The sequence below is a fragment of the Streptomyces sp. 2114.4 genome (genome assembly GCF_900187385.1).
Taxonomy (GTDB): Bacteria; Actinomycetota; Actinomycetes; order Streptomycetales; family Streptomycetaceae; genus Streptomyces; species Streptomyces mooreae.
Window position 1 is genome coordinate 2,619,935 of sequence record NZ_FYEY01000001.1, and the last position, 23,576, is coordinate 2,643,510.

At 73.8% G+C, this 23,576-nt stretch carries 17 protein-coding genes; 10 read left to right on the forward strand and 7 right to left on the reverse strand.

Annotated features, from left to right (window positions below):
- Positions 1 to 29: 29 nt before the first annotated feature.
- The gene (locus tag CFW40_RS11410) at positions 30 to 1,364 is read left to right on the forward strand and encodes a 6-phospho-beta-glucosidase (protein ID WP_088797681.1); all 1,335 of its coding nucleotides are present in this window, start codon (positions 30 to 32) and stop codon (positions 1,362 to 1,364) included.
- A complete protein-coding gene (locus CFW40_RS11415; RefSeq protein ID WP_088797682.1) occupies positions 1,355 to 2,386 on the forward strand; it encodes an N-acetylglucosamine kinase in 1,032 nt (343 codons plus the stop codon). The genes CFW40_RS11410 and CFW40_RS11415 overlap by 10 nt, the downstream gene beginning before the upstream one ends.
- Here CFW40_RS11415 and CFW40_RS11420 read toward each other — a convergent pair.
- Positions 2,350 to 3,042, reverse strand: a complete 693-nt coding sequence (locus tag CFW40_RS11420; RefSeq protein WP_088797683.1) for a FadR/GntR family transcriptional regulator — start codon at positions 3,040 to 3,042, stop codon at positions 2,350 to 2,352. The genes CFW40_RS11415 and CFW40_RS11420 overlap by 37 nt on opposite strands.
- Before the next feature lie 284 nt (positions 3,043 to 3,326).
- Between CFW40_RS11420 and CFW40_RS11425 the strand changes: the two genes are divergently transcribed.
- The 8 genes from CFW40_RS11425 to CFW40_RS11460 all read left to right on the forward strand — a co-directional run bounded on the left by CFW40_RS11425 (position 3,327) and on the right by CFW40_RS11460 (position 15,344).
- Positions 3,327 to 4,712, forward strand: a complete 1,386-nt coding sequence (locus CFW40_RS11425) for a hypothetical protein (RefSeq protein ID WP_088797684.1) — start codon at positions 3,327 to 3,329, stop codon at positions 4,710 to 4,712.
- A gap of 26 nt (positions 4,713 to 4,738) precedes the next feature.
- A complete protein-coding gene (locus tag CFW40_RS11430; protein ID WP_088802053.1) occupies positions 4,739 to 5,779 on the forward strand; it encodes a glutamate ABC transporter substrate-binding protein in 1,041 nt (346 codons plus the stop codon).
- A 147-nt stretch (positions 5,780 to 5,926) separates the two neighbouring features.
- The gene (locus CFW40_RS11435; protein WP_088797685.1) at positions 5,927 to 7,258 is read left to right on the forward strand and encodes a hypothetical protein; all 1,332 of its coding nucleotides are present in this window, start codon (positions 5,927 to 5,929) and stop codon (positions 7,256 to 7,258) included.
- Positions 7,255 to 9,846 carry a serine/threonine-protein kinase gene (locus CFW40_RS11440; protein WP_088797686.1) on the forward strand — a complete coding sequence of 864 codons (2,592 nt, stop codon included), beginning with the start codon at positions 7,255 to 7,257 and terminating at the stop codon, positions 9,844 to 9,846. The genes CFW40_RS11435 and CFW40_RS11440 overlap by 4 nt, the downstream gene beginning before the upstream one ends.
- Position 9,847: 1 nt before the next feature.
- On the forward strand, positions 9,848 to 11,473 hold the full coding sequence (locus CFW40_RS11445) for a PP2C family serine/threonine-protein phosphatase (RefSeq protein WP_088797687.1): 1,626 nt from the start codon (positions 9,848 to 9,850) through the stop codon (positions 11,471 to 11,473).
- 230 nt (positions 11,474 to 11,703) lie between these two features.
- Complete coding sequence (locus CFW40_RS11450; protein WP_088797688.1) at positions 11,704 to 13,056, forward strand: VWA domain-containing protein; 1,353 nt, start codon at positions 11,704 to 11,706, stop codon at positions 13,054 to 13,056.
- A 632-nt stretch (positions 13,057 to 13,688) separates the two neighbouring features.
- The gene (locus tag CFW40_RS11455; protein WP_088797689.1) at positions 13,689 to 14,762 is read left to right on the forward strand and encodes an FHA domain-containing protein; all 1,074 of its coding nucleotides are present in this window, start codon (positions 13,689 to 13,691) and stop codon (positions 14,760 to 14,762) included.
- A 177-nt stretch (positions 14,763 to 14,939) separates the two neighbouring features.
- Positions 14,940 to 15,344 (forward strand): globin, encoded by a 405-nt coding sequence (locus CFW40_RS11460; RefSeq protein ID WP_088797690.1) that lies wholly within the window; start codon positions 14,940 to 14,942, stop codon positions 15,342 to 15,344.
- Between the two features lie 149 nt (positions 15,345 to 15,493).
- Here CFW40_RS11460 and CFW40_RS11465 read toward each other — a convergent pair whose 3' ends face one another.
- The 6 genes from CFW40_RS11465 to CFW40_RS11490 form a co-directional block, all read right to left on the reverse strand.
- Positions 15,494 to 16,294, reverse strand: coding sequence for a hypothetical protein (locus tag CFW40_RS11465; RefSeq protein ID WP_088797691.1), 801 nt, complete (start codon positions 16,292 to 16,294; stop codon positions 15,494 to 15,496).
- Positions 16,291 to 16,737: a thioesterase family protein gene (locus tag CFW40_RS11470; protein ID WP_088797692.1), complete on the reverse strand. Its 447-nt coding sequence runs from the start codon at positions 16,735 to 16,737 to the stop codon at positions 16,291 to 16,293. Before CFW40_RS11470 ends, CFW40_RS11465 begins: the two co-directional genes overlap by 4 nt.
- Positions 16,738 to 16,742: 5 nt before the next feature.
- A complete protein-coding gene (ettA, locus tag CFW40_RS11475; protein ID WP_088797693.1) occupies positions 16,743 to 18,407 on the reverse strand; it encodes an energy-dependent translational throttle protein EttA in 1,665 nt (554 codons plus the stop codon).
- A 492-nt stretch (positions 18,408 to 18,899) separates the two neighbouring features.
- Positions 18,900 to 20,297 (reverse strand): LAETG motif-containing sortase-dependent surface protein, encoded by a 1,398-nt coding sequence (locus CFW40_RS11480; protein WP_088797694.1) that lies wholly within the window; start codon positions 20,295 to 20,297, stop codon positions 18,900 to 18,902.
- Between the two features lie 202 nt (positions 20,298 to 20,499).
- Positions 20,500 to 21,408, reverse strand: a complete 909-nt coding sequence (locus CFW40_RS38900; RefSeq protein WP_371127330.1) for a single-stranded DNA-binding protein — start codon at positions 21,406 to 21,408, stop codon at positions 20,500 to 20,502.
- A gap of 304 nt (positions 21,409 to 21,712) precedes the next feature.
- On the reverse strand, positions 21,713 to 23,515 hold the full coding sequence (locus tag CFW40_RS11490; RefSeq protein ID WP_088802054.1) for a YfjP family GTPase: 1,803 nt from the start codon (positions 23,513 to 23,515) through the stop codon (positions 21,713 to 21,715).
- Positions 23,516 to 23,576 lie beyond the last annotated feature (61 nt).

Genomic DNA, 23,576 nt, shown 5'->3' on the forward strand with positions numbered 1-23,576 from the left:
ACGCTCACCGGAGTGAAGGGCTGATCCGTATGCCGTCTCCCCAGGGACGCACCCCGCACCCCCGCACCCCGCACCCCCGCGTCAAGCTCGCCGTGGTCGGCGGCGGCTCCACCTACACCCCCGAACTCATCGACGGTTTCGCGCGCCTGCGCGAGGTGCTGCCGCTGGAGGAACTGGTCCTCATCGACCCGGCCGCCGACCGGCTGGAGCTGGTGGGCGGCCTGGCCCGGCGGATCTTCGCCAAGCAGGGCCACCCGGGCCGGATCTCCTGGACCACTTGCCTGGACGCCGGTATCGACGGCGCGGACGCGGTGCTGCTGCAGCTGCGGGTGGGCGGCCAGGCCGCCCGCCACCAGGACGAGACCTGGCCGCTGGAGTGCGGCTGCGTCGGCCAGGAGACCACCGGCGCCGGCGGCCTCGCCAAGGCGCTGCGCACGGTCCCCGTCGTCCTGGACATCGCCGAACGGGTGCGCCGCCGCAACCCCCGTGCCTGGATCGTCGACTTCACCAACCCCGTCGGCATCGTCACCCGGGCGCTGCTCACCCACGGCCACCGGGCCGTGGGGCTGTGCAATGTCGCCATCGGCTTCCAGCGCGGATTCGCCGCGCTGCTGGGCGTCTCCCCCGTCGAGGTCGAGCTGGAGCACGTCGGCCTCAACCACCTCACCTGGGAGCGGGCGGTACGCGTCGCGGGTGAGGACGTCCTCCCCCGGCTGCTGGCGGACCACGGCGACGCCCTGGCCGAGCGCCTGCGCCTGCCCCGCGCGCTGCTCGACCGCCTCGGCGTCATCCCCTCGTACTACCTGCGCTACTACTACCAGCACGACGCGGTGGTACGGGAGTTGCGCAACGCACCGTCCCGCGCGGCGGAGGTCGCCGCCCTCGAACGACAGCTCCTCGGCATGTACGGCGACCCGGCACTCGACGAGAAGCCGGAGCTGCTGGCACGGCGCGGCGGCGCCTTCTACTCGGAGGCCGCGGTGGCCCTCACCTCCTCCCTCCTGCGCAACACCGGAGACACCCAGGTCGTCAACGCCCTCAACCACGGCGCCCTGCCGTTCCTGCCCGACGACGCGGTGATCGAGGTGCCCGCGACCGTGGACTCGACCGGCGCCACGCCCCTCCCGGTGCGCCCCTTGGAGCCGCTGTACGCCGGGCTGGTCGCGCATGTCACCGCCTACGAACACCTCGCCCTCGAGGCCGCGTTGTGGGGCGGGGGCGGCCGGAAACCCGACCGGGCCGGCGGACGCAACGCCGTCTTCTCCGCTCTCCTCGCGCACCCCCTCATCGGCCGGACCGACCACGCGGACCGGCTCACCGACGCGCTGATCGCGCACAACCGGGAGCACCTGCCGTGGGCCTGACCGCCACGGCGCTCGCCATCGACGCGGGCAACAGCAAGACCGACGTGGCGCTGGTGGCCACGGACGGCAGGCTGCTCGGCACGGCACGCGGCGGTGGCTTCCGGCCGCCGGCGGTGGGGACCGGCCCGGCGGTCGACGTCCTGGCGCCGCTGGTGCGGTCGGTCCTGGCGCAGGCCCGGCCGGCGGGCCGGGTCGGGCACCTCTCCGCGTTCCTCGCGGGCGCCGATCTCCCCGTCGAGGAGGAGCGCCTGGCCGCCGAGATCGCGGGCCGGGGATGGGCGCGCACGGCCAGCGTCCGCAATGACACCTTCGCGCTGCTGCGGGCCGGGCTGCCGGACGACGGGGAGCGGGTGGGCGTCGCCGTGGTGTGCGGGGCGGGCATCAACTGCGTGGGGGCCGGCCGGGACGGTGCCACCGCGCGCTTCCCGGCCCTCGGCCGGCTCTCCGGCGACTGGGGCGGCGGGGCGTTCCTCGCCGAAGAGGCCATGTGGCGCGCGGCCCGGGCGGAGGACGGCCGCGGCGCACCGACCCGGCTGGCACACGCCCTGCCCGCGCACTTCGGCCTGGCCGGCATGCCGGAACTGATCGAGGCGTTCCATCTGCGGGCCCTCCCCGGCCACCGCCGCCATGAACTGGTGCCGCTGCTCTTCTCCGTGGCGGCGGCCGGTGACCCGGTCGCCCGCGTCCTCGTGGCCCGCCAGGCGGAGGAGATCGCGCTCCTGGCCACCGTCGCCCTGAGGCGTCTCGGTCTCCTCGGCGAACGGGTCCCCGTGGTGCTGGGCGGCGGTGTCCTGGCCGCCCGTCACCCGCTCCTCCACGACCGGGTCACCCAGCTCCTCGCAGAGCGTGCCCCCCGGGCGGTGCCCCAGGTGGTGGTGGCCCCGCCGGTGCTGGGGGCGGCCCTGGACACGCTGGACCGGGCGGGCGCGGAGGCCGGCGCTCATGAACGGCTGCGGGCGGCCTGGCGGGCGCAGCCGCCCGCCGCTCAGTCCCCCACCGGAAGCGCCAGGTCCCGTACGTGACCGGCCAGGAGCAGGACCGCGGCGTCCACGGCGGCCCGGGGGTCCCGGTCACGGATGGCGTCGGTGAGGCGGGAGTGCGGGTCGTCAGGAGCCGCGGTGGCGGTGTCCAGGCAGGCGGCGCGGCGCAGTTCCTCGCGCAGGGCGGCGCTCAGGGAGCGGTAGATGTCGGCGAGGACGGGGTTGTCACCCGCCTCGGCGACCAGGACGTGGAACTCGGCGTCGGCGGCGGTGAAGGCCTCGCCGTCCTGCGCGGCGAGGGCGGCCCCGCGGCGGGCCAGCGCGGCTTCGATGCCGGCGAGCTGGCGGTCCGTACGGTGCTTGGCCGCCTGGCGGGCGGCGACCACGTCGAGGCCCTGGCGGACCTGGGTGACATGGCTGAGCTCGGCGCGTTCGAGGCGGCGGCGGAGGGCGAGGGCGCTGTCGTCGTCGCAGAGCACGAAGGTGCCGTCGCCCTGCCGGGGCTCCAGGAGGCCGGCGTGCACCAGGGACCGTACGGCTTCGCGGACCGAGGCGCGGCTGACCCCGAGGGTTTCGGACAGCGCGCTCTCGGGCGGGATGCGGCTGCCCACCGGCCAGGTGCCGCTGACGATCTGGGCGCGGATCTCGTCGGTCGCCCTCTCCACCAGCGACACCCTGCCCTTGCGGACCGACTGCACGGGATCACTCCCCCTTCGGCACGGTGTCCGGGCCCCGGTATCACCTGATGTCTGACGATTCTCCGCCCACTGTAGTGCCGGCCCCCGCGGCGCGGCGGGCCCCGCCGGACCGCGGCCCGAACACCCCCCCTCGAACAAGATCTCCGAACAAGATCGGGGCAATCGCGGTGTGTGTGTCAGTGGCTGCGGACATACTGCTGCCCATGCACCGGTTCTTCTCGTGAGCGCTCCCGGGCGCCGTGCGCGAAGGCCGGTCCCGACGTCAGCGACCGGGGGGTGGGTCCGTGTCCAGCACCAGCGCGCCGGCCGGCGGCGCGGCACCGCCCGCCGCCGGGCGCAGAACGGCCTGGGCCGAGGGGCTGGACGAACTGCGCGCCGCGGCGACGACGGAGCCCGGCCGGCTGCGGGTGATCGGTGCCGTACTGGCCCTGCTGGTGGTGCTGTTCGGCGCGGTCACGGCCTGGCAGGTCGCGGACCGGGCGGCGGCCGCGGACGACGTGGTGGAGCGCAGCCAGCCGCTGAGCGCGGACGCGGCGAGCATCTACCGCTCGCTGGCGGATGCCGATACGACGGCCGCGGCCGGTTTCCTGGCCGGCGCCAAGGAGAGCCGGGCGACCCGCGACCGCTATGCCGCCGACATCTCCACCGCGTCCGCGCTGCTGGTCAAGGCGGCCGCCCACAACAGCGGTCCGGCCGGCGGCGCGCAGATCGCGAAGCTCAACAGCGGACTGCCGCGCTATACGGGGCTGGTGGAGACGGCGCGCACGAACAACCGGCAGGGGCTGCCGCTGGGCGGCGCCTACCTGCGGTACGCCAACGAGCAGATGCGCACCGAACTCCTCCCGGCCGCACGGGCGTTGTACGACGCGGAGACGGACCGGCTGGCGGCGGACTACGGCGCGGCCGGGGCACGGCCGTGGTACGCGATGGCGGCGGGGGTGGTGGCCCTCGGTGCGCTGGGGTGGGCGCAGCGGCGGCACTACCGGCGCACCAACCGGGTGTTCAACAGGGGCCTGCTGGCGGCTACGGCGGCCTCCCTGGTGCTGCTGGTGTGGCTGGTGGCCGGGCATACCGTGGCGCGTACGGGGCTGACCGGTTCGTACGAGCACGGCGCCCGGTCGCTGCGGGTGCTCAACGAGGCGCGGATCGATGCGCTGCAGGCGCGCGGGGACGAGAATCTGACGCTGGTGGCGCGCGGTGCGGTGCTGACGCACGGCCAGCAGGATTTCTACGAGGCCGGTTTCCGCTCCCGGATGGCGGATCTGACGGGCGGGGGCGGGCCGGGGGCCGCGCCGGCGAAGAGCAGGCTGGGGGCGGCGCTGACGCTGGCCGACGACGAGGCGGGCCGGCGTCCGGTGCGTGCGGCGCTGACCGGCGTGCGCCAGTGGCAGGCGCGGCACGGCGAGGCACGGACGGCGGACGAGAAGGGCGATTACGCACAGGCGCTGGCCAAGGTGATCGGCACGGCCGCGTCCACCGGGCAGTCCTTCGACCGGGTGTCCGCCGGACTGCAGCAGGCGCTGGTGCACGAGCAGGCGGAGTTCCGGTCGGCGGCGGACGCCGGGCGCAGGGCGCTGGACGGGCTTGTGGTGGGGGCCGGGCTGCTGGCGGCGTCGGCGGCGGTGGGCGCGGTGCTGGGCATCGGCCGCAGGCTGGCGGAGTACCGGTGAGGAGGCCTGGTGAGAGGGGCATGCGGATGCGCGCGGGAGAGCTGGTGAATCTGCGTGCCGTCCTTGCGCCGGTCGCGTCCGGGATGGGGGTGATGGCCGCGGTCGCCGCCGTGCTGGTGCCGGTGCTGGGCGGCGACGCCGAGCGGGCCGGGCACGGCGGCGGGCGGGCCGGGCACGGCGGCGGGCGGGTCTCCTCGTCCGCGCCGGCCCACCGCGCGTACGGACCGGGGGCGGCGCCGCCCGCACCTGCCTCCGCATCGTGCACGACGCGCACCGCCGCGGCGAGCCTGCGCCCGTCGGCGGAGGACGGCGCGGCGGTGAAGCGGATCAAGGAGCGGGACCAACTGGTCGTCGGGGTGGACCAGAACACCTACCGGTGGGGGTACCGCAATCCGTCCACCGGCACGCTGGAGGGTTTCGACATCGATCTGGCACAGGCGGTCGCCGAGGACATCCTGGGGCCGCACCCCCATGTGGTCTTCAAGACGGTGCCTACCAACCAGCGGATCCCGGCGCTGCAGAAGCGTGCGGTGGACATGGTGGTGCGGACGATGACGATCAACTGTGCCCGCAAGCAGCAGGTGGCGTTCTCGACCTCGTACTTCCAGGCGGGGCAGCAGGTGCTGGCCCCGATCGACTCGGCGATCAAGGCGTTCGACGCTTCGCTGCGGGGCCGGCGGGTGTGCACGGCGGCGGGTTCGACGGGTGAGACGGCGCTGAGGGCGCAGGCGCACGGCGCACAGGTGCTGACGGTGCCCAGCCAACTCGACTGTCTGGTACGGCTGCAGCTGGGCCAGGCGGATGCGGTGGTCACGGACAGTGCGCTGGCGGCGGCGCAGGCGGCGCAGGACCCGAGGGTGGAGCTGAAGGGCAAGCCGTTCACGGACGAGTCGTACGGCGTGGCGATGAACAAGAACGACACCGATCTGGTGCGGCGGGTGAACAAGGTCCTGGACGACTACCGGGGCGGCGGCGGGGACAGCGCCTGGATGCGGGCGTACCGCAAGTGGCTGAAGGCCGATCTGCCGGGCATATCGGGGCCGCCCGCGCCGCAGTACCGCGACTGATCGCTCCAAGGAGCGGAGTAGTGCCACTGACCGCCCCGGGAGGGCCGGATGCCGTCACTATGGAAGAGGTCGTGGGAGGAGCAGACCGCAGCGGCCGCCCGGCCGCGGCAAACGCCGTGCCACGTACGCGTATTGGAGAGGTGATCGATGGGGGTCCCCAGGCCCTTCCCCGGTTCTCCGGGGGAGCCCGATGCCCCGGTTCGGGACCAGGAGGAGGTGGACCGCGCCCTGGCGCGGCTCGGTGCCGAGTACGAGGCGATCGAGACGTCGCTGCTCGCGTTGCAGGACCACGCGGGGCGGCGGCTGCTGGAGGGCGCCGGTCTGACCGGCACCACCAAGGAGCGCTGGGCCGCGGCGGAGCGCTCCATCACCCTCCTGTGGACGCTGTTCGATGCGTACACGGCGGCGCTGGAGCAGGCGCGTGAACTGCGGGAGCGGCGGCGCCAGCCGTCCCCGGAGGACCTGGCGGAGCTGACCGGGCTGCTGTACGGCGACGGGGTGACGGTGCCGGGCGCAGGCCCGGCCACGGTCGGCGACGGTACGCCGGGCGGCCCGGCCCCGGAGGGCGAACGGTTCAGCCTGGACGCGCTCGTCGAGCGGATCAACGAGCTGTACGCCCAGTCGCTGGACGTCATCGTCGCCGCCGATGCGGTCTGGTCGGCGCTGCCGGCCCGGATAGACCTGCTGTCGGCCGAGTTGCAGCGCACGCGTTCGCTGGCGCATTCGGTGGGCGTACGCCCCGGCGAGCATCCGGCGGGCGACGACCTGGAGCGGATCACGGACGAGCTGCTGCGGCTGCGGGAGCGGGTGATCGCGGATCCGCTGGCGTTCTGGGTGTCGTCGTCGACGGGGAGTTCGGCGCCGGGCGCCGGCCGTCCGGACACCGTGCGCTACGACCGTGCGGCCCGTGCGCTGGAGGACATCCGGCGTGAGGTGGCGGCGGTGCTGGACGTGCGGCAGGACGCGGAGCGGCGGCTGATGCAGCTGCGGGACGTGCTGTCGCGGGCGGACCGCACGCTGACCGAGGCGCGGCAGGCCCGGGGCGAGGTGCTGGCGAAGATCGCCGCGTCGGAGGTGCCGGCGGTCAGCGGCCCGCCGACGGCGCTGCACGAACAGCTGGCCGCGGCCGCCGACTACCGCAGACGGGCGCAGTGGCACCGGCTCTCGCCGCTGCTGGAGCGCCTGGAGGAGCGGGCGGAGGACGAACTCCTGCGGGCGCGCGAGTCGTTGACGGCGGTGACCGCGCCGCTGGCGGTCCGGGCCGAGCTGCGCGGCAGGCTGGACGCGTACCGGGGAAAGCTCGCACGTCACGGTTTGGCGGAGGATCCGCTGCTGACCGAGCGGTACGACCTGGCGCGGCGGATGCTGTGGAGTGCGCCGTGTGATCTGCGGGCCGCCGAACAGGCGGTGTGGCGCTATCAGCAGGCGGCGGCGGAGGCGCTGGCCGTGCAGCAGCGGGAGGACAAGGGGGATTCGTGACGGAGCGGGCCGACGAGCGCTGCCAGCGGCGGGAGTGCGCGGGCAGTTACGAGGATGTCGGCGGCGGTGAGCTGTACTGCGACCTGTGCGGGCTGGCGCCGGTGGTCTCGCCGGACGGGCTGCTGTCCTCGCCGCCCACGGGCCTGACGGGCCGGGTGCTCACGGACGGCGCGGCGGGCCGCGAGGCGGCGGGGGCGTTGCTGACGGTCCCCTCCCCCGCCCCCGCTTCCGGCGCAGGTTCCGGCCCCGGCACACGCACCGCCCGTTCCTCGCCCTCGCGGCGCTCGGTCCCCGCCCGCCATTCGCGGTCGGTGTCCGGCAGGGGGCCGGCGCGCGGTATGGCGGCGGTGTCGGCGCGCGGCGCGGGCAGCGGCGCGTCGTCCGGGGCGGCGCGGGGGCGGCTGGGCGCGGGGCTGGTGACGGTGCCGGAGGTGCCGCGGCCCGATCCGCGTACGGCGGTGCTGAAGCATCCGGAGGTCCCGGAGCGGAAGCGGTTCTGCAGCCGTACGGACTGCGGTGCGCCGGTGGGCCGGGCACACGGTGAGCAGCCGGGCACCACGGAAGGCTTCTGCATCAAGTGCGGCCACCCGTACAGCTTCGTGCCCAAGCTGCGGCCCGGCGACATGGTGCACGGGCAGTACGAGGTCGCGGGCTGCCTGGCGCACGGCGGGCTCGGCTGGATCTATCTGGCGACGGACCACGCGGTCTCCGACCGGTGGGTGGTGCTCAAGGGGCTGCTGGACACCGGCGACGAGGAGGCGCTGGCGGTGGCGGTGTCCGAGCGGCGCTTCCTCGCCGAGATCGAGCACGCCAACATCGTGCGGATCTACAACTTCGTGGAACACCTCGACCGGGCGACGGGCAGCCTCGACGGCTACATCGTCATGGAGTACGTCGGCGGCAAATCGCTCAAGGAGCTCGCCAACGACCGGCGCACGCCCCAGGGCAGGCGCGATCCGCTGCCGGTCGAACAGGCCTGTGCGTACGGCATCGAGGCGCTGGAAGCGCTCGGCCACCTGCACCGCCGCGGCTACCTCTACTGCGACTTCAAGGTCGACAACGCCATCCAGCAGCACGACCGGCTCAAGCTGATCGACATGGGCGCGGTGCGCAGGATGGACGACCACCACAGCCCGGTCTACGGCACGATCGGCTATCAGGCACCGGAGATCGCCGTGCTGGGCCCGTCGGTCTCCTCCGACCTCTACACCGTCGCCCGCACCCTCGCCGTCCTCACCTTCGACTTCCAGGGCTATACGAACGTCTTCGCGGACTCCCTGCCCGATCCGGACCACATCGAGGTGTTCCGCAGCTACGAGTCGTTCTACCGGCTGCTGGTACGCGCCACGGACCCGGACCGGGCGCGCAGGTTCGCCTCGGCGGAGGAGATGGCCGAGCAGCTGACAGGCGTGCTGCGGGAGGTGGTGGCGCTCCAGTCGGGCGAGCCGCGGCCCGCGCTGTCCCCGCTGTTCGGGCCCGAACTCCGGGTGGTCGACACGGAGCTGATGGCCGCGGCGGAGGGCGACAGTTCGCTGCTGGGCGCGCGGGGGGCGGCGCGCCGCGCGGAGCCGGGCCCCGGCGGCCCGGCACTGCGCCCCCTGGACATCGCCGGCGCCGCCCTGGCCCTGCCGGTGCCGCGGGTGGATCCGGACGATCCGCACGCCGGGCTGCTGGCCGGGCTGCTGGCCGCCGCGCCCGCCGAACTGCTGGCCGCCCTGCGCTCGGCGCCCGCCGACTCCCTGGAGGTCCGGCTGCGTGCGCTGCGCGCCCGTCTGGAGACGGGGGACGGCGCGGGGGCGCAGCGGGCGCTGGAGGAGATCGCGACGGCGGAGCCCGCCGGGCAGTGGGCCGCCGCGCGCCGGGGCGGCACCGGGCCCGGCGCCGGGGGAACGGACTGGCGGGTGGTGTGGCACCGCGGCCTGGTGTCGCTGACGACCGGTGACCGCGAGGGCGCCGCACTGGCCTTCGACGCGGTCTACGACGCCTTCCCCGGCGAGCCGGCGCCGAAGCTGGCGCTGGGGATCTGCGCGGAGCTGCTGGGCCAGCTGGACAACGCCGTGGAGTACTACCGCCTGGTGTGGGCGACCGACCGCAGCTATGTCGGCGCGGCGTTCGGACTGGCACGGGTGCACCTGGCGGCGGGCGACCGCACCGGCGCGGTCGGTGCGCTGGAGTCCGTCCCGGAGTCGTCCATCCACTACATAGCGGCGCGAATCGCGGCGGTCCGCGCCCGGCTGCGGGGGCGCCCGCCGCGCGATCCGCTGACGGCGGATCTGCGGGCGGCCGCCGAACAGGTCGAAGCGCTGGCGGACTTCGGTCTGGACGCCGAACGAAGGGAACAACTCACCACCGAGGTACTGGGCAGCGCCCTGGACTGGGTACTCTCCGGTAGCCACGGTGCCGGGCCGGACGGTCCGGCGGGCGTGGCCGGGCGGCCGTCGCTGCTCGGCTGCCCGCTGGACGAGCGCGGTCTGCGGTTCGGCCTGGAGCGGTCGTACCGCCTGCTCGCGCGGCTGGCGCAGCGTGGTGAGAAAAGGATCGAACTGGTGGAACGGGCCAACCGCTTCCGCCCCAGGACGTGGGTGTGACATGGGTGTGACTGAGCCGTCCCGGTGCCCGGGCTGCGACGAGCCGTGCGCTGCGGGAGACAACTTCTGCGGGCGGTGCGGCGCCGCTCTCCCGGCGCCCGCCGCGCCGCCGGCGTACGGCGCCCGGCCCGCGCACGGCGCCGGCGCCGTACCTCCCGTGCCGCCCCTGCCACCGGCGCCGCCCGGACCGGCGGCCGCCTACGGTGCGGTTCCGGCCGGACCGCCGCCTCCTCCGGACCCGCAGGCCCGGCTCCCGTACGGGGACGCGGGCACGGCGCCGGTGCCCGCGCCGTCGCCGTCGCCGTCGCCGGTACCGGTGCCGGTGCCGGGCAACGCCCCGCCGCTGCCCGGCCATGCGCCCTCGGTGGCCGGTCCCGGGCCGGTCGCCGGTCCCGCGCCGGTCGCCGACCCGCCGCCGCCTGTGGGCCCGCCGGTGGACCCGCCCGCCGTGCCGCCCGTCGACCCGCGCGTCGCCGGATACGAGGCGGGCGCGGACGCGGCGGGCGCCGACGCGGCGGGCACGGAGCCCGTCACGGCGGCCGCGGAACGGGGCGCGCCTGGCCCGGCCTCCCGTACACCAAAGGCCGCACCCGCTCCGCCCGTCGCGCCCGCCACAGCGCCCACCGCCACGCCCGCCGATGTCCCCGCGGGTGGCCCCGCACCGGTCGGTGCCCCGTCCGGCACCCCCGCCCACGGCGCCCCCGCCCACGGCACCGCCCGCTGCGCCGCCTGCCGTTCCGGCGCCGTGGGGCCGGACGGCTACTGCGAGCACTGCGGGCACGCCCGGCCCCGTGAACGCGACCACATGGAGCGCGAGTTGGCGGGCATCGCGGCGGTCAGCGACCGGGGCCACCGCCACCACCGCAACGAGGACTTCTTCGCGCTCCGTGCCGCCGCGCTCCCCGACGGCACCCCGGCCGTGGTCGCGGTGGTCTGTGACGGCGTCTCCTCGGCGACCCGCCCCGACGAGGCGTCCACGGCGGCGTCCGAGGCCGCCGGCGAGGCGCTGCGGACGTCGCTGCCGCGCGGTACCCACCCCCAGCAGGCCATGCACGAGGCCATCCTGGCGGCCTCCTCGGCCGTCGACGCGCTGGCTCCCGACTCCTCCTCGGCGCATGATGAACACCGCCAACAGAACGCCCCGGCCTGCACCTTCGTCGGTGCGGTGGTCGGCGGCGGGCTGCTGACCGTCGGCTGGGTCGGCGACAGCCGCGCCTACTGGATCCCCAACGACCGTACGGCGCCGCCCGCCCGGCTCACCGAGGACGACTCCTGGGCCGCCCAGATGGTCGCCAACAACCTGATGTCCGAGGCCGAGGCGAACGCCGACGAGCGAGCGCACGCCATCACCGGCTGGCTCGGCGCGGACGCGTACGAGGTCGAGCCGCACACCGTCACGTTCCAGCCGGACGGGCCCGGTGTCGTGGTGGTGTGCACCGACGGGCTGTGGAACTACGCCGAGTCCGCGGAGCAGATGGCCGCGGTGCTGCCGTACGACGCGCCCAGCAGGCCGCTGGAGAGCGCCCGCACGCTGGTCACCCACGCCCTCGACGGCGGCGGGCACGACAACGTAACGGTGGCTCTGGTGCCGTTCCCGGCCCCCGCGGGACGGGCAGGATCGGCCTGACCGGCTCACCACCGCCCCGGTGGGATGCCGGTTCGGAGAGCGGTTCGGATGACGGCGGGGCGCACGGCACAGGGCGCGACGTACGCGGTACGGCGCGCCCTGTGTCCGAAAACGTGCGCCCCCGCACCACGCACCACGCCTGACGCAGCACGCACGACGCAGCACGCACGACGCAGCACGGCCCCGACAGCCCCGATCGACCGGTTACGGCGTCTCAAGGAGCGGAACGGATGGCCCACTTCACCAAGTCCCGTGTGCCGCGCTTCTGCGCCGAGGTGTACCAGAACCCCTACCTGCCCGAAGGCGGGCGCGAGGTGCACGCCATCGTGACGGTCACCGCGACCGGGGGCGGCACGACCGGGGGCCGGCCGGTCCGTCCGGCGGGCACCGGCGGCCCGGACGCCGGAGTGGTGATCATGGTGGACTGCTCCGGGTCGATGGACCATCCGCCGGAGAAGATGCGCGGCGCCCGGGAGGCGACGGCCGCCGCCATCGACACCGTGCGCGACGGTGCCGGCTTCGCGGTGGTGGCCGGAAATCACCGGGCCGCCGAGATCTTCCCCGGCGACGGCAAGCTGGCCGTGGCCGGTGCGGCCACCCGCGCGCGGGCGAAGGAAGCGCTGCGGAAGCTGAGCGCGGGCGGCGGTACGGCCATCGGGACCTGGCTGCGGCTGACCGCCCGGCTGCTGTCGGGGGCCGCGGTGGGTGTCCGGCACGCCGTGCTGCTCACCGACGGCCGCAATGAACACGAGTCACCGCAGGAGCTGCGCGCCGCCCTGGACGCCTGCGCCGGCTCCTTCACCTGCGACGCCCGCGGTGTCGGCACGGACTGGGAGGTCAAGGAGGTCACCCGGATCGCCTCGGCGCTGCTCGGCACCGCCGATATCGTCGCCGATCCGGCGCACCTCGCCGCCGACTTCACCCGGCTGATGGAGAGGGCGATGGGCAAGGAGATCGCCGATGTCACCCTGCGGCTGTGGACCCCGCTGGGCGCCGAGACCGTCTTCGTCCGGCAAGTGGCGCCCGCCGTGGCGGACTTGACGGGCCGGCGCCGGGATTCCGGCCCGCGGTCGGGGGACTATCCGACCGGCTCCTGGGGTGACGAGTCCCGCGACTACCACCTCTGCCTGCGGGTCCCCGCGGCCGCCGTCGGCCAGGAAATGCTGGCCGGCCGCGTCTCGCTGATCATCTCCGCACCGGACGGCCCCGCCCCGTGCGCCACCCCGCCGCGGCGGCTGGCACAGGGGCTCGTACGCGCCGTGTGGACGGACGATGTGACTGCTTCCACATCGATCGATCCGCAGGTCGCGCACTACACAGGACAGGCGGAACTGGCATATCTCATCCAGCAGGGACTGGATGCCCGTAAGTCGGGTGATACCGAAGGCGCCACGGCGAAATTGGGCCGTGCGGTGCAGCTCGCAGGCGCCTCGGGGAACGAGGAGACTGCGAAACTCCTTGCGAAGGTGGTGGACGTCGTCGATGCGGCGACCGGTACTGTGCGACTGAAGGCGAAGGTCGCCGAGGCGGACGAGATGACTCTCGAGACGCGCTCGACGAAAACCGTTCGCATGAAGAATTAGCCACGATCAGTACCGAGCAGTTCCACCGCAGCACATCGGTACGGAGGGGGAAGAACCGACATGCCGACCTGCCCGAGCGGCCACCAGTCGGTGGCCGAAGACTGGTGCGAGGTGTGCGGCCAGCGGATGGCGGGCGCTGTGCCCCCGCCGCCCTCCTTGCCTGCAGGTTTCCTGAACACGCCGCCCGGCCCACCGCCCGGACAGCCCGGTCCGCCCCCGGCCAACCCGGCCCTCCGCCCGGACAGCCCGGTCCGCCGCCCGGACAGCCCGGTCCGCCGCCCGGCGGCCCCGGTCCGGGCCCCGGTTTCGGTGGTCCCGGCGCTCCGGACGGCCCGGGCGGCCAAGGTGGTCAGGGAGGCCAGGACGGCCAGGGCGGTTACGGCTTCCCGCCCCCCGCACCCGGTCCCGGCGGCCCCGGCACCCAGGGCGGCCAGGACGGCTACGGCTTCCCGCCGCCGGCCCCCGGCCCCGCGGCCCCCGGTCCCGGCACCCAGGGCGGTCAGGGAAACCCGGGCGGTCAGGGCGGCTACGGCTTCCCGCCGCCCGCACCGGGCCCCCAGGGCGGACCCGGTCAGCCCGGCCAGGCCGGCCAGTCCGAGACGTGCCCCCAGTGCGGTACCCCGCGTGAGGCGATGGCGCCGTTCTGTGAGGGCTGCCGCTACAACTTCCTCACCAACTCCCCGACGTCCTACGCGCCGCCGCCCACCCAGCAGCCGGGCCCGCAGGGCGGCCAGGGCGGCTATGGCTTCCCGCCGCCCGCACCCGGCCCGCAGGGCGGCCAGGACGGCTACGGCTTCCCGCCGCCGCAGCAGCCCCAGCCCCCGCACGGCATGCCCCCCGGCGGCCCCGGCCGGCCCGGCCCCGGCGGGTTTCCCGACCAGCCCGGCCCCGGCGGTCCCGGTCAGCCTGGCCCCGGCGGCTTCCCCGGCATGCCCGGCCCCGGCCCGGCCGGTCAGCCCGGCCCGCCGCCGCAGCAGCAGGGCGGCGACGACTGGACGCTGAATCCGCCGAGCGCCCAGGCCGGACCCCCGCCGATGGCACCCGCACCGCCCGGACCGGGCCCGCAGGCCCCGTTCGAGCAGCCGTCGCCGTTCCCGGCGCAGCCGCAGGCCCCGTACGAGCAGCAGCCGCAGGCTCCGTTCGAGCAGCAGCAGCCCGGCCCGTACGAGCAGCCGCAGCAGTCCGCGCCGTACGAGCAGCAGCAGATGCCGCCGCAGCAGCCCGGACCCGACCAGCAGTGGAACGGCGGCCCCGGCCAGGGGCCCGCGGCACCGCCGCAGGGTCCGCAGCCGGTCGTCGGCAACGGCTGGGTGGTGGCGATCACGCCGGACCGCGAGTACTTCATGGCGATGATGGGCCGCAGCGGCCCGGAGGCGGCGGGGCTCAATCTGCCCTCGTACTCCCCCGAGCAGGTGCTCCCGCTCGCCAACGGACAGATCGCGGTCGGCCGCCGCCGGAACAGCACCGGTGAGGCCCCGGACATCGATCTGGGCAGCGCGCCGGAGGACCCGGGCGTCTCGCACCAGCACGCGCTGCTGGTGCAGCAGCAGGACGGCAGCTGGGCGGTGGTGGACCAGAACTCCACCAACGGCACGACGATCAACCTCGCCGAGGACCCCATCCAGCCCTATGTACCGGTGCCACTCCATGAGGGCGACCGGGTGCACGTCGGTGCCTGGACGACGCTGACCGTCCGCCGCGGCTGACCCTCGGCGGACCACCGAGCGACCCCGGGGCGTGATCAACGGATCACGCCCCGGCCGCACTTCCGACCGCATTCCGGCCGCTTTTCCCGCTGCCCTCCCGGTCGCCGTTCCGGGCGTGAGGGGCCTCTCCGTCCTACGACCGAAGTCCTCGGCCGGGGCGTCTGCCACCATGGACGGGTGAACAAGATTCCACGCGGCACGCTCGAGGAGCAGACCTTCTACGAACAGGTCGGTGGCGAGGAGACCTTCCGGCGCCTGGTACACCGCTTCTACCAGGGAGTCGCCGAGGACCCGCTGCTGCGGCCGATGTACCCGGAGGAGGACCTGGGCCCGGCCGAGGAGCGGCTGGCGCTCTTCCTCATGCAGTACTGGGGCGGCCCCCGTACGTACAGCGACGGACGCGGACACCCGCGGCTGCGGATGCGGCACGCCCCCTTCACCGTCGACCGGGCCGCCCACGACGCCTGGCTGCGCCACATGCGGGACGCGGTGGACTCCCTCGACCTGTCCGAGGCGCACGCCACGCAGCTGTGGAACTACCTCACGTACGCGGCCGCCACAATGATCAACACCGCGGACTGACACGGCCGTACGCGCGTCGGCGCGGGCTGACACGGTCGTACACAGGGCGGCGCGGGCTGACACCTCGTACGCGCCCCGGCGCAAGCCGGTCAGCGCCGCCGCGGGCCGGTCGGCGTCGGCGCCGGTCAGCCGTCCGCCCCGCCGCCTCGTCAGGCAGGCGTCACCGTGAGCCCCGAGAGCCCCGTCAGACCCTCCGGGCCCCCGGTCCGTACGGCGACCGACCCGTACGGGGTGCTGAGCCGCAGCCAGCCGCCCGCGGACAGCAGGCTCAGCGGCTGGGGCTGCGGTGCGGTGACGGGGTCAGCGGCTCCGGGAGACGTACCGCCCCCCACGAGCGCACCCGCGCGCACCGGGCGCAGGAAGCCCAGCGAGTGCGCGGCATGGGCGGCGCGCAGCGGAAGGTGGGTGTCGCCGAGGGTCCGCGACCAGATCTCCCGGCCGATACGGTCCCGTTCGCCGCGGTTGCGGTGCTGCGGCGGCAACGCCTCGTCCCGGGCCCGGAATTCGGCGACCGCGCCGGCCACCGCACGCACCAGCGCCTCGGGCGCGGGCAGTCCCGGCACCCGCTGCCAGCCGCCGCGCGGCGGCAGCAGCCCGGTCCAGGGCGGGCCGGTGACCGCGGCGGGCACGGTCACCACGCCCGCCGGCTCCTCGATGCCTTCGAGAAGCGCGCCGGCCAAGACGGTCGCGTCCACAGCGGTGTGCCGGACGCCCGGAGTACCGCTCCCGGCGTCCGGTGTGCTGTTCCCGGCCTCCCCGGAGCTGTCCCCGGCGAGCCGGGCGGTGCGGATCGCCAGCACCTCGAAGGACGGCGGGCGGCCGAAGACGGCAAGCACCCCGCCATCGGCCTGGAGGCGTACCGCGGCGGCCTTGTCGTAGTGGATCAGCCGGGCGAGGAAGGCGGCGAGATCCGCCGCCTCCCCCGCGTCGGCCAGGTGCAGCACCGTCATACCGCGACGGTTCCCTTCGGTTGCGACGTCTGGTGCGAGGCGTCGTCCAGATACTCCTTGAGGATCGCCTTCTCCTCCGCGGTGAGGCGGCGCGGACGCTCCTCGGTGAAGTTGTACGGGACGACGACGGTCGAGGCGCGCAGGTAGAGCGTGTCCTCGTCCTTGACCTCGTAGCCGACCGTCATCGACGCGGCGCTGATCTTCGTCACCCACAGTTCGACGGTCACCGGGGCGGGCCGGTGCACCAGCGGCCGCACATAGTCGATCTCGTGCCGGGCGACGACCGAGCCGCCCGTGAACGACGGACTGCCGCCCCCCGGCGCCAGCCGGCGCATGAAGTCGATCCGCGCCTCTTCGAGGTAGCGGACGAACACCGCGTTGTTGACATGGCCGAAGGCGTCCATGTCCGACCAGCGCAGGGGGCAGGAGTAGAGGTGACGCACGGCGGTCAGCCCCGGGTCAGCTTCTTGTACGTGGCGCGGTGCGGACGGGCCGCGTCCGCACCGAGGCGCTCGACCTTGTTCTTCTCGTACGACTCGAAGTTGCCCTCGAACCAGAACCACTTGGACTCGCCCTCGTACGCCAGGATGTGCGTGGCGACGCGGTCGAGGAACCAGCGGTCGTGGGAGACGACCACGGCGCAGCCCGGGAACTCCAGCAGCGCGTTCTCCAGCGAGGACAGGGTCTCGACGTCGAGGTCGTTGGTCGGCTCGTCGAGGAGCAGCAGGTTGCCGCCCTGCTTGAGGGTGAGCGCCAGGTTGAGGCGGTTGCGCTCACCACCGGAGAGCACCCCGGCCGGCTTCTGCTGGTCCGGACCCTTGAAGCCGAACGCGGACACATAGGCGCGCGAGGGCATCTCGACCTGGCCGACGTTGATGTAGTCGAGCTCGTCGGAGACCACGGCCCACAGGGTCTTCTTGGGGTCGATGTTCTCGCGGCTCTGGTCGACGTAGGAGATCTTGACGGTCTCGCCGACCTTGATGTCACCGGAGTCCGGGGTCTCCAGGCCCTGGAGCATCTTGAACAGCGTGGTCTTGCCGGCGCCGTTCGGGCCGATGACGCCGACGATGCCGTTACGGGGCAGGGTGAAGCTCAGGTCGTCGATCAGGACCTTCTCGCCGAAGGCCTTGTTGAGCTTGTCGACCTCGACGACGACATTGCCCAGACGCGGGCCCGGCGGGATCTGGATCTCCTCGAAGTCCAGCTTCCGCATCTTGTCGGCCTCGGCGGCCATTTCCTCGTAACGGGCCAGTCGCGACTTGGACTTGGCCTGCCGCCCCTTGGCGTTGGAGCGCACCCACTCCAGTTCTTCCTTCAGACGCTTGGCGCGCTTGGCGTCCTTCTGCCCCTCGACCTTGAGACGGGTCTCCTTGGTCTCCAGGTACTTGGAGTAGTTGCCCTCGTAGCCGTGCAGGCGGCCGCGGTCGACCTCGCAGATCCACTGGGCGACGTGGTCGAGGAAGTACCGGTCGTGGGTGACGGCGACGACGGTGCCGGGGTACTTCGCGAGGTGCTGCTCCAGCCACTGCACGGACTCGGCGTCCAGGTGGTTGGTGGGCTCGTCGAGGAGCAGCAGGTCGGGGGCCTCCAGCAGCAGCTTGCACAGCGCGACGCGGCGGCGCTCACCACCGGAGAGGTTGGTGACCGGCCAGTCGCCGGGCGGGCAGCCCAGCGCGTCCATGGCCTGCTCGAGCTGGGTGTCCAGGTCCCAGGCGTTGGCGTGGTCGAGGTCCTCCTGGAGCTTGCCCATCTCCTCCATCAGCGCGTCGGAGTAGTCGGTCGCCATCAGCTCGGCGACCTCGTTGAAGCGGTGGAGCTTGCCCATGATCTCGGCAGCGCCGTCCTGCACGTTCTGCAGCACCGTCTTGGACTCGTCCAGCGGCGGCTCCTGCAGGAGCATGCCGACGGTGTAGCCGGGGGAGAGGAAAGCGTCACCGTTCGACGGCTGCTCAAGACCGGCCATGATCTTCAGCACCGTGGACTTGCCGGCGCCGTTGGGACCCACGACACCGATCTTTGCGCCCGGCAGGAAGCTCAGCGTCACGTCATCGAGGATGACCTTGTCGCCGTGCGCCTTGCGCGCCTTGCGCATCGTGTAGATGTACTCAGCCAAGAGAAACCGTCCGGCAGATTTGGATGGATCAGGGTCTGTGCGGCACCGCCCCAGGGCCGTCATACGCCGTGACCATGGGAAGGGCAGATACACCCATCTTGCCGTACGCCTGTGCTCTGGCGGAAACGAGTAGGTCAGAGCGCCCCTGCTCAGCGCCGACCCGCGACGAGGCGGTGTCCGCCCGGTTGCCCTCTGTCAGCGTTCTGCCCGCGTTGATCACTGTTGAGCGGCGTGCGGCGTGCGGCGCGCGGCGAGCTTTTCCGCTGTGCCCGGCGTCCGCCCCCCGGGCCGCGCTTCCCCGCGGGAGGAAGCGGCCCGGTGGCGCCGGACGCGGAAGGCCCCGGAGCGCCGTCGCGCTCCGGGGCCTTCCTGCCGACCGACGGCCGCTCGCTCACCCTGAGGTAACCGAGCGGCCGCCGGTGGTCGCTGTTCGCCGGCTCTCAACGGCTCCGGTCAGGTACCACCGGACGCCGGGTCACCGGGTCCCTGGCGTCACTGAGCCGGGGTGCCGGTCTTCTTCTTGCGGAGGAAGAACACCGCGGCGCCGCCGACCACGACGAGGACGACCGCGACGCCCGCGATCATCGGAGTGGCGTTGCTGGAACCGGTCTCGGCGAGGTCGCCGCCCTTGTCGCCGCCCGTGCTGCCGCCGACCGAGGCCGGGCTGGGCTGCGAGGAGGGCTTGCCGCCGCCGCTGCCGGCGGTCTTGCAGTCCAGGACCCCGGAGAAGGACTTCTTGAAGCCGCCCTCACCCTTGATCGTGATGTTGTACGGCTGGTCCTCGGACACCGGGACCGTCACGGTCTGCGACTTGCCCGGGGCGATCTCGTAGTTCTTGCCGGAGAGCTGGAAGCGGAAGGCCTCATCGCCCTTGTTGGCCGCCGTGACGTCCACGCCGCCCTTGGCGCAGTTCTTCTCGGCGGTGATCGCCGGGATGGCGCCCTGCTTCTTCCAGGAGACCGTGGCGGCCGCGGAGACCGTGGACTCGCTGGAACCGGCCAGGATCTGGGTCTGGCTCTTGGCGTGCTCACCGATGCCGGTGAAGGCACGGCCGACCGGGACCTTGGTCGCGGCCTGCGCGGTCAGCGAGGTGCTGCCGTCGGCGGCGCCCTTGGGCACGTCGAAGAACAGCTGGGTGCCATCGGTCGCGCTGGTGACCGGCTTGCCGTCCTTGCCGACGACCTTCACACCGGCCGGCACACCGGCGGCGGGGGAGATCGTGACGCTGTCGGCGTTGGTGTGCACGGTGACCGGGCCGAGCTTGCTGCCGGACTTGCCGGAGACCGCCGGCGGGTCCAGGGTCAGCGACGCCTTGGGCTCGCCGACGTTCTGTGCGCTCTTCTCGAGGTAGTCGGCAAGCTTCTCGGCCGCCGGGTCGACCGCGTCCACCTTGGCATGGTCGGAGAAGCGCCAGATCGCGACCTGGGTGCCGGCCGCGGCGGTCTTCTCGGTGAGGTTGCCGGCGCCGGCCTTGGAGGCGAGCGTGGCCAGGTCGTTCACCTGCGGGTACGAGTTCTGCAGAATCCAGCGGATCTTGCCCGCGTCCCCGTTGTTGTGCAGCGACGAGGCGCTCCAGGGCACTTCCTGGTACTTCGCCTGCTGCTGCGTCGGGTTGTGGATGTCGATGCAGTACGTCTGGAGCGTGCCGCCGTTGTCGACCGCCATCTCGAAGAGGCCCGCGCCCACGCGCTGGTCCCCTCCGTCGTTGTGCACGACCGCCTGGTCGAAGGTCTTCAGACCGCCGAGCGTGGCGGTGGCACCCCCGTGCGTGGGGGTCGTGTCATCCGCCGCGGCAGTGCCCGCGGTGGCTATCGCACCCGCCGCGACCAGGCCCGAGGCCACGACCGCGGCGGCAAGGCGAGCTGCGCCCCGCCTCTTCATCGAAAGCATGAATTTCCCCTCTGGGCGAGGCGGTCGAGTGGGAGAGGATGCCTCGCCGAAAAGATCCCAAAGAACTCAACAGCCGAACACGTCAGCCCCCGTGAGTACTTGTCGGATCTTATGGAGCAGGTGCATCAGGGTCCCCAGTAATGGCATCCCATAAGCGATCCGAATCGCAATCGTTACCGACAACGGGCACCCTGGCCTGTCATTATCGACAAATCCCCGGAACTTTTCGGTACACAGCGACCTTCTCAGGCGAAAGGGTTAGGGTGGAGGCCGGCGGAACGGCCCCTTCCAGCGGTTCGGACGGTGGCGAAATCGCTTCGGCAGCCCGTCTCTTGGCGGGTGACTGCCGCGCGGTGGGTGGCCGGCGCTTGGTAGGTGACTGTCTTCCGGCGGGTTGCTTTGCGAGTGCAGGTCTCGTGGCGGGCACAGGTCTCGTGGCGGGCGCCGGCCTCGTGGCGGGTTCCGTGGCGAGTGCCGGTTTCTCGGCGGGCGTCTGTGCGTCGGCCTGCGCCGGGTCCTCTCCGGCCACCGGCCGTTCCCCCTCTGCCGATTCTGCCGATTCTGTCGGTTCAGTTGGTTCAGTTGATTCAGTTGGTTCAGTCCGTGACCCCGCGGCGCCCGGCGGTGTCCGGTCAGCGGACAACATCCCTTCCCCGGGCTCTTGTTGTCCGGGAGGCTCCTGCCGCGACGAGGGCAAGAGGTGCGGTGCGGATGACGGGGCCGGTCCGTGGTCGGCGTCCGTACGCGGCGGCCGGACGACTCTCCGGAAGGCGGCGGTGCCGCGGGCGAGATCGTGGCCGATCGCCACGGCGTCGACCTCCGCCGAGAACCAGCGCTGCCCGCCCCGGTCGGGCGGCTGCTCCCCTTCCCGCAACCGCAAGCGCCCCTGGACGACGAGTGGTTCCCCCACCGCCACCGACGCCGCGACGTTGTCGGCGAGCGCCCGCCACGACCGGACCGTGTAGAAACTCGTCCCCCCGTCGGTCCAGCGCTCCTGCGCCCTGTCCCACCGACGGGATGTAGCCGCCAGCCGGAACCTCGCCACCGACACACCCGCCGTCGTCTGCCGGTGCTCCACCGCCGTTGCGGCATTCCCCACCAGCGTCACCATCGTGTCGTTCACGGAACACGCCTCCCCCGCGTCATGCGCTCGCTCCCGTCATGTGCCGCTCGCGCTGCGTTGACCTCATGCTGCACGGATTCGGCGGGCGCCGCGGCGGCCTGTGGACGGTCGGCCGACTGTGGACAACTCGGCCACCCGGGAGGGGGAATCCACCGTCCCGGCCCACCGCCCCGCGCCCGCTGTCACGCGCCGATGCCACTCGTCAGACGCGCCGCCAGGCACCGCCACGAGGCAACAGCCGTCAGGCACACGGGCACGGCCGGCGGCAGCGCAACACCCCTCACCCCCCCCATCAGGCGCCCGACGCCACCGCGTACTGCTCCCGTACCTCGCGATAGCGCAACAGCTCGGCGGCGACCGGCTCCAGGACTCGCGCCCGTCCACACCCGGCCGCCGCACCCCGCAGCCGCCGCTCGGCGTCCTGCCCGTAACGCCTGGCCGGTCCGCGTGCCACCACCCGGCACAGCCACGCCAGCGCCGGCCCGCCCACCGAGCCGAGAAGCGCGGGCAGCAGCCCGAAGACCCAAGCCGTCGCCCCACCCGCCCCCGTGACGGCGCCCAGCAGCCACAGCACACCGACGACTTGGAGTACGGACAGCAGCCCCTGCAACGAGGCGGCAACCTTCCACCATCGCGGTTTCACTCCAGGCCCGCCCCGCAGCGACTCCTCGGCATCCGCCGCCACCTTGTCCAACGCCTCCGGCAGCCCGTACGCCCCCCGGTCCGCCGCCTCCCGCACCGCCTGGGCCCAGGGCGCCGGCAATCCGTGCGCCGCCTCAGCAGCCACCGTGCGGACGGCCTGCTCCACCACGGGCCGTGCCGCGGCCCGGCCGTCCACCGCCGGCTCCCCTGCCTCACGGGCCGCGCCACCGGCCGCAGGCAGCTCACCGGACGCCCCCTGCCGCCCCGCGCCCGTGCGCCCCGCCTCCGCCCGCCCGGCGCCCGTGAGCCCTCCCCCGATACCCGCTGCGCCCGTTGTCCCGCCCCCGGAGCCCCACAGTCCCCACCGGCTCCCGCGGCTCCCCCGCCACCCCCGCATCCGCGCCCACGGTGACCCGCACGCGCGCTCCGCGTACCGCAGCCAGTCCCGTTCCGCCGCGCGCCCCGTGGCCACCGCCCCGACCGCCTCCGCCAGCCGGTCGTCGAACTCCGCACGGGCCTGCTCGGTCAGCCCGACCCGCCTCTGTGCCGCATATACGGACCGCAACCGCTCGGCGGCCGCATCCACATCCGCCGCCAGCCGCCGGTCGGCCGCTCCCCGCTCCGCGACGAACTGGCCCAGTGACTCCCGCAGTTCACCCACACCCCTGCCGGTCGCGGCGGACAGTGCCAGCACCGCCGCCCCGGGCTCCCCGTGTTCGCCGAGGGCCAGCCCGTCCTCGTCCAGCAGCCTGCGCAGATCGTCCACCACCTGGTCGGCGGCGTCCCCGGGCAGCCGGTCCACCTGGTTGAGGACGACGAACATGACCTCGGCGTAGCCCGCCAACGGCCGCAGGTAGCGCTCGTGCAGCACCGCATCCGCGTACTTCTCCGGATCCACCACCCAGATCATCGCGTCCACCAGCTCCAGCATCCGGTCCACCTGAGCGCGGTGCTCGGTGGCCGAGGAGTCGTGGTCGGGCAGGTCGATCAGGATGAGCCCGTGCAGCTCGGAGCTGCCGTCCGCCGGTGCGTGCCGCCGGTGCGCGGGCACGCCCAGCCGGTGCAGCAGCCCTTCCGCGCCCGACCGGCTGCCCGGCCAGACACAGGCCACCGGCTCCGCGGTCGTCGGCCGCCGCGGCCCGACCTGCGAACGGTTCGCCCCGGCCAGCGCATTGAAGAGCGACGACTTACCGCTGCCGGTCGCGCCCGCGATGGCGACGACGGTGTGCTCGCCGGACAGCCGGTAGCGCTCGCCCGCCGTCTCCAGCACCCGCCCCGCGCCCTCCAGCGCCCGCCCGTCCAGCCGGGACCGGGACAGCGCGATCAACTCCCGCAAGGCATCCAGCCGCCCGCGCAGCCCACCCCCGGCGGCCCGCCGCCCACCACCCGCCACCCACCGGTAGGGGCCCACGCCCCCACCCTCCACACCCGCCGGCGAACGCGGCTGAACCATCGCGTCACCACGGTCGCCTCCGCGGCGGTCACCACGCGCCTCGGCACGGCAGGCGGTCCGT

Bases quoted from the DNA above. Each gene is read 5' to 3' on its own strand.
- CFW40_RS11465 (WP_088797691.1), bottom strand. From the start codon at position 16,294: ATGACGGTGCTGCACCTGGCCGACGCGGGGGAGGCGGCGGATCTCGCC.
- CFW40_RS38900 (WP_371127330.1), bottom strand. From the start codon at position 21,408: ATGGTGACGCTGGTGGGGAATGCCGCAACGGCGGTGGAGCACCGGCAG.
- CFW40_RS11435 (WP_088797685.1), top strand. From the start codon at position 5,927: ATGGGGGTCCCCAGGCCCTTCCCCGGTTCTCCGGGGGAGCCCGATGCC.
- CFW40_RS11445 (WP_088797687.1), top strand. From the start codon at position 9,848: ATGGGTGTGACTGAGCCGTCCCGGTGCCCGGGCTGCGACGAGCCGTGC.
- CFW40_RS11410 (WP_088797681.1), top strand. From the start codon at position 30: ATGCCGTCTCCCCAGGGACGCACCCCGCACCCCCGCACCCCGCACCCC.
- CFW40_RS11455 (WP_088797689.1), top strand. From the start codon at position 13,689: ATGGCGCCGTTCTGTGAGGGCTGCCGCTACAACTTCCTCACCAACTCC.
- CFW40_RS11450 (WP_088797688.1), top strand. From the start codon at position 11,704: ATGGCCCACTTCACCAAGTCCCGTGTGCCGCGCTTCTGCGCCGAGGTG.
- CFW40_RS11430 (WP_088802053.1), top strand. From the start codon at position 4,739: ATGCGCGCGGGAGAGCTGGTGAATCTGCGTGCCGTCCTTGCGCCGGTC.
- CFW40_RS11480 (WP_088797694.1), bottom strand. From the start codon at position 20,297: ATGCTTTCGATGAAGAGGCGGGGCGCAGCTCGCCTTGCCGCCGCGGTC.
- CFW40_RS11490 (WP_088802054.1), bottom strand. From the start codon at position 23,515: ATGGTTCAGCCGCGTTCGCCGGCGGGTGTGGAGGGTGGGGGCGTGGGC.